Annotated in this window: 6 protein-coding genes and 1 pseudogene; 1 reads left to right on the top strand and 6 read right to left on the bottom strand. The window is 61.7% G+C overall.

Annotated elements, in window-relative coordinates; all coding sequences use genetic code 11:
* From EN932_RS39120 to coaD, 4 genes and pseudogenes are all read right to left on the bottom strand, one after another.
* A pseudogene (locus EN932_RS39120) lies at positions 1-79 on the bottom strand (EamA-like transporter family protein); the annotation flags it as partial.
* Between the two features lie 12 nt (positions 80-91).
* Positions 92-604 (bottom strand): peptidylprolyl isomerase, encoded by a 513-nt coding sequence (locus tag EN932_RS27195; protein ID WP_013531825.1) that lies wholly within the window; start codon positions 602-604, stop codon positions 92-94.
* Between the two features lie 40 nt (positions 605-644).
* Positions 645-1139, bottom strand: a complete 495-nt coding sequence (locus EN932_RS27190; protein WP_224619653.1) for a peptidylprolyl isomerase — start codon at positions 1137-1139, stop codon at positions 645-647.
* A 109-nt stretch (positions 1140-1248) separates the two neighbouring features.
* A complete protein-coding gene (gene coaD, locus EN932_RS27185; RefSeq protein WP_013531827.1) occupies positions 1249-1749 on the bottom strand; it encodes a pantetheine-phosphate adenylyltransferase in 501 nt (166 codons plus the stop codon).
* 322 nt (positions 1750-2071) lie between these two features.
* On the opposite strand from coaD, the gene EN932_RS27180 reads away from it, so the two are divergent.
* Complete coding sequence (locus EN932_RS27180) at positions 2072-2224, top strand: hypothetical protein (protein ID WP_081714296.1); 153 nt, start codon at positions 2072-2074, stop codon at positions 2222-2224.
* A 69-nt stretch (positions 2225-2293) separates the two neighbouring features.
* Here EN932_RS27180 and gyrA read toward each other — a convergent pair whose 3' ends face one another.
* Together gyrA and EN932_RS27170 are read right to left on the bottom strand one after the other, a co-directional pair.
* Entirely contained in the window at positions 2294-5095 is a 2802-nt protein-coding gene (gyrA, locus tag EN932_RS27175) for a DNA gyrase subunit A (RefSeq protein WP_013531829.1), read from the bottom strand.
* 221 nt (positions 5096-5316) lie between these two features.
* A partial coding sequence (locus EN932_RS27170; protein WP_164890637.1) for an AraC family transcriptional regulator occupies positions 5317-5869 on the bottom strand: 553 nt, incomplete at its 5' end.

Genomic DNA, 5869 nt, shown 5'->3' with positions numbered 1-5869 from the left:
GCTGCGAATTGATCGGCGCCTGAATGGCAATGAAGGCGCCGGACAGGATGCCGAGAAGCGACCAGACGACGCCCATCATTGTCGTTTGCCCTTACTTGACGTCGGCCGCGACCTTCAGCGACACGATCTTGTCGGGATCCTGCACCGGCTCGCCGCGCTTGATCTTGTCGACATTGTCCATGCCTTCGATGACCTGGCCCCAGACCGTGTACTGGCGGTTGAGGAAGGCGGCATCGTCGAAGCAGATGAAGAACTGCGAATTGGCCGAGTTCGGGTTCTGCGAACGGGCCATCGAGCAGGTGCCGCGGCCATGGTTGGCGTTGGAAAATTCGGCCTTCAGGTCCGGCTTCTCAGAGCCGCCCATGCCCGCGCGGGACGGCGCGAAGGAAGGCTTGCTCGAATTGCCGAACTTGACGTCGCCGGTCTGGGCCATGAAGCCTTCGATGACGCGGTGGAAGACCACGCCGTCATAGGCGCCTTCCCTAGCCAGTTCCTTGATGCGGGAGACGTGGCCCGGCGCCAGGTCGGGGAAAAGTTCGATGACGACCGTGCCCTTGGTCGTTTCCATGATGAGCGCGTTCTCGCGGTCCTTGATTTCGGCCATGTCAGATATCCTTTTGAGAAAACAGAGTTATTTGGCAATTTTACTTGTCTGCGGCGATGCGCACCTTGATCATCCGGTCGGGGTCGGAGACCGTGCCGTTATCCGCCTGGTCGCCCTTCTTGATGTGATCCACCAGTTCCATGCCGCTGACGACATTGCCGACGATGGTGTACTGGCCGTCGAGCGGCGGTGCCGGAGCGAACATGATGAAGAACTGCGAATTGGCCGAATTGGGGTCCTGCGAGCGGGCCATGCCGACCACGCCGCGCTTGTAATGTTCGGTCTGCGAGAATTCGGCCGGCAGGTCGGGCAGGTCGGAACCGCCAGTGCCGACGGCCTCGGCGCTGAAACCTTTTTTCATATTGCCGAACTTGACGTCGCCGGTCTGCGCCATGAAGCCGTCTATGACGCGGTGGAAGGCGACGTTGTCATAGGCGCCTTGGCGCACCAGCTTCTTGATCTGCTCGACATGCTTTGGCGCCAGATCGGGCCGAAGCGCAATGGTGACGTCGCCGTCCTTCAGCGTGATGACCATGGTGTTTTCCGGGTCGGCGGCGAAGGCCGAGACCGATGCGGTCACAAGGCCGGCAAGCACAACGAGGAACGAGGCGAGCTTTTTCAGCTGCATATCTATCTCCGGAATCTTATTTCGCGAATTTGGCGGTGAGCGCACCGGCAACCGCCGCCGGGACGAAGGGGCGGATGTTGCCTCCCATAGAGGCAATCTGGCGGACAAGTGTGGCGGTAATGGTGCGCACGGACGGGCTGGCGGGCAGAAAAACCGTCTGCAACTCAGGTGCCATAGTCTCGTTCATGCCGGCCATCTGCATCTCATAGTCGAGGTCGGTGCCGTCGCGCAGGCCGCGGATCATGATCGAGGCGCCGTGCTTCCTGGCGGCGTCGATGACCAGCCCGTCGAAAGCGACGACCTTGATACGGGCACCATCGCTGCCGAATTCCGCCTTCGCCGCGGTCTCGATCAGCTTCACCCGCTCCTCGAAGGAAAACAGCGGCTGCTTGCCCGGATGGATGCCGATCGCCGCATAGACGATGTCGGCCACGGCCAGCGAAGCCTTCAGCACATCGAGATGGCCGTTGGTCAGCGGGTCGAAGGAGCCGGCATAGAGGGCGATGCGTTCGGTCATGGCAGGTGCTTCTAATGCATGATCCCAAAAAGTGGAAACCGGTTTTTGCGGACAAACGGTTTTTCGTTTGTCCTAGAGATCATGCTCAAATGAAAGCTAGAGCCTGTTCCATCTTCCGTCCACCAAGATGGAACAGGCTCTAGCGAGCCTCTCTCGCAAAGGCAAATCCGATCGGCGCGCCGGCCGTGAACCTTTTCCGGCACATGAACGACAGATGAACACGCTGATCACGAAGCCTTCACGCAGCGTTCACTAGGTTGCACCTTAATTAGATGAAACCAAAATCCCATCTATCCGTTGTTAGGCGCAGGAGAACACGCACATGCTGATCTACATGCTCGCCACCGCAATGACCGTCGCCATGCTGATCGCCACCGTATTTGGGCTGCATCAGGAGGCACAACGCATCCGCGTCAAGGCAAACACCAAGCGCTTCGAAGGCTTCGGCCCGCGTAAGCCATATCGCCACTACTGATAAAGCCTGGACTTGCTGCCGCGCCGGCCAGCTGGCCGGCGTTGCCATGTCAAAACCTGGGTGCCGGACTTAGTCCGCACCCTCCGGACCGGCGTCAGACGCCGCAGCGGCATCGGCACCGCCCTCGACGGTTTCTTCGCTTTCTTCGTCCGCTTGCGGTTCAGAGATCCGCTCGACCGAAACCACCTTTTCGCCTTCAGCCGTGTTGAAGATGGTCACACCCTTGGTGGCGCGGCTGGCGAAACGAATGCCGTTGACCGGCACCCGGATGACGGTGCCGCCGTCCGACACCAGCATGATCTGGTCGTCATTGCCGACCGGGAAGGTCGCCACCAGCCTGCCAATCTCGGCCGCCTTCGACACGTCGGTGGCGCGGATGCCCTTGCCGCCGCGTCCGGTCAGCCGGAAATCATAGGACGACGAACGCTTGCCGTAGCCGAATTCGGTCACCGTCAGCACGTACTGTTCGTGCGCCTTGAGTTCTTCGTATCGGCTGTCGGAAAGCTCTGTCTCCTCTCCGATCTCCTCATTGGTCAGCGCGATCTCTTCCTCTTCTCCGGCCGTTTCCGTGGCAAGCCGCCGCTCCGCCGCCGCGCGCTTCAGGTAAGCGGCGCGTTCCGCCGGCGAAGCATCGACATGCTCTATCACCGACATCGAGATGATGCGGTCGGTCTCGGCCATGGTTATGCCGCGCACACCGACCGAATTGCGGCTCTGGAAGACGCGCACGTCGCCGACGGAGAAGCGTATGCACTGGCCGGAACTGGCGGTCAGCAGCACGTCGTCCTTGTCGGTGCAGGTTTCGACGCCGAGGATCTCGTCGCCTTCTTCCTCCAGCTTCATGGCGATCTTGCCGTTGCGGTTGACCTGGACGAAGTCGGATAGATCGTTGCGGCGCACGGTGCCGCGTGTGGTGGCGAACATCACGTAGAGTTCGCCCCAACTGGCCTCGTCCTCCGGCAGCGGCATGATGGTGGTGATGCGCTCGCCCTGCTCCAGCGGCAGCATGTTGATCAGCGCCTTGCCGCGTGACTGCGGATTGCCGATCGGCAGCCGCCAGACCTTTTCCTTGTAGACGATGCCGCGCGAGGAGAAGAACAGCACCGGCGTATGGGTGTTAGCGACGAACAGCCGGGTGACGAAATCCTCTTCCTTGGTCGACATGCCGGAGCGGCCCTTGCCGCCGCGGCGCTGCGCCCGGTAGAGCGACAGCGGCACGCGCTTGATGTAGCCGGAATGGCTCACCGTCACGACCATGTCTTCGCGCTGGATCAGATCCTCGTCTTCCATGTCCGAACCGCCGTCGGTGAGCTCGGTGCGGCGCGGCGTGCCGAACTCGTCGCGCACGGCGGCAAGCTCGTCCTTGACGATCTGCTGGACGCGCGCGCGGGAAGACAAAATGTCCAGATAATCGATGATTTCGGCGCCGATCGTGTTCAACTCGTCGGCGATCTCGTCGCGGCCGAGCGCGGTCAGGCGCTGCAGGCGCAGCTCGAGGATGGCGCGCGCCTGCTCCTCGGACAGATTGTAGGTACCGTCCTCGTTGATCCGGTGGCGTGGATCATCGATCAGGAGGATCAGAGATTCCACGTCGCCAGAGGGCCAGCGCCGCTCCATCAACTGCTCACGCGCCGTCTGCGGATCCGGCGCGGTGCGGATCAGCTTGATGACTTCGTCGATGTTGGCGACTGCGATAGCGAGACCGACCAGCACATGGGCGCGATCGCGCGCCTTGCGCAGCAGGAACTTCGTCCGCCTTGTGATCACCTCCTCGCGGAAGGCGACGAAAGCCTTCAGCATATCGGTCAGGTTCATCACTTCCGGCTTGCCGCCATTCAGCGCCACCATATTGGCGCCGAAAGAGGTCTGCAGTGGCGTGAAGCGGTAGAGCTGGTTGAGAATGACGTCGGCAACGGCGTCGCGCTTCAGCTCGATGACGACCCGGTAGCCCTGGCGGTCGCTCTCGTCGCGGATATCGGAAATGCCTTCGATGCGCTTGTCGCGCACCAGTTCAGCCATCTTCTCGATCATCGACGACTTGTTCACCTGGTAGGGAACTTCGGTGATGATGATGGACTCGCGGTCGTTGCCGCGCTGTTCGATGTTGACGCGCCCGCGCATGACGATGGAGCCGCGGCCGGTCGAATAGGCGCTGTAGATGCCCGAACGGCCAAGCACGATGCCACCGGTCGGAAAATCAGGGCCAGGAATGATCTCCATCAGCGCCGGCAGGTCGATCGCCGGATTGTCGATGATGGCGATGGCGCCATTGCAGACTTCACCGAGATTGTGCGGCGGGATGTTGGTCGCCATGCCGACGGCGATGCCGCCCGAGCCATTGACCAGAAGGTTGGGAAAACGTGCCGGCAGAACCTTAGGTTCGCTGCCGGAAGCATCATACGTGTCCTGGAAATCGACGGTATCCTTGTCGATATCCTCCAGGAGCTCGTGCGCAACCTTGGTCAGCCGCGCTTCCGTGTAGCGCATCGCCGCAGGCGGATCGCCGTCGATGGAGCCGAAATTGCCCTGCCCGTCGATCAACGGAACGCGCAACGACCAGTCCTGCGCCATGCGCACCAAGGCGTCATAGATGGAAGCATCGCCATGCGGATGGTATTTACCCATCACGTCGGCGACAGGACGCGCCGACTTCACATATTTGCGGTTCCAATGGTAGCCGCTCTCATGGGCGGCGAAGAGAATGCGGCGATGCACCGGCTTCAGGCCGTCGCGCACGTCCGGCAGCGCACGGCTGACGATCACGCTCATGGCGTAATCGAGATAGGAGCGCTGCATCTCCTCGACGATGGATATCGGCTCGATGCCGGTGGGGCCGCCGTCGGCGCCGCGCGGTGTCTTCTGGTCGGTCAAATCGGATCACAATCTAATCAGGAATCACTTGGTGCTTATATAGGAAGCAAGCCCGAAACTCCAACCTTCACGGCACTTTTCCAGTGTCATTTTTGATGGTAATTTCAAATGGATACCGATGATTGCGACGATATGGCCAAGGCGGTTTTCGCCGCCCTGACGCAAAAGCCTGCGTGTCTGCCTTTGCGGTGCACCGGGCCGATTCACCAAGCAGAAACGGCCTATGCGCCACGGCGGCTGCGATACTGGCTTGGCGTCTGCCCCATGATCCGCCGAAAACGACGATTGAAGGTCGACAGATCGCTGAAGCCAGCGCCGAAAGCGATCGCGGAAACCGTATCGTCCGACATGCGTAGCCGCACCGCGGCCCTGTGCAATCGCGTCTTGAGCAGGAATTGGTAGGGGGTCATGCCCGCCACCTGCCGGAAGATGCGCAGGAAATGATACGGACTGGTCGCCGTCCCATCGGCAAGCGCTGAAAGGGAAACCGGCCCGTCGGCATCGAGTTCGATCCACCGCACTGCCTCGGCCACCCGCTTCTGGTCGCGGCGGCTCGGCGCGCGGCTGACATGCGTAGCGCCAGAGGCTGTGGCCACGGCAGCACCGGCCATGCGGAGGGAAAGTTCCTCGAAGGCGTCGATGTCGGCCGTCTCGCGCGCGGTCTCCGCCTCGGCCAGGAGTGGCGCCAGGACCGGCAAAGGCGGCAGGCGCGCCGCCTCGAAAGCCAGCTTCCTGGCGCCCGGCACGCCAGCCGCGATCCGCTCCATGTAGGAC

Origin of the sequence: Mesorhizobium sp. M7A.F.Ca.US.002.01.1.1, from assembly GCF_004022955.1 — a bacterium.
In the GTDB taxonomy this organism is placed as follows: domain Bacteria; phylum Pseudomonadota; class Alphaproteobacteria; order Rhizobiales; family Rhizobiaceae; genus Mesorhizobium; species Mesorhizobium ciceri.
This window is presented reverse-complemented; position numbering and strand designations above follow the sequence as displayed.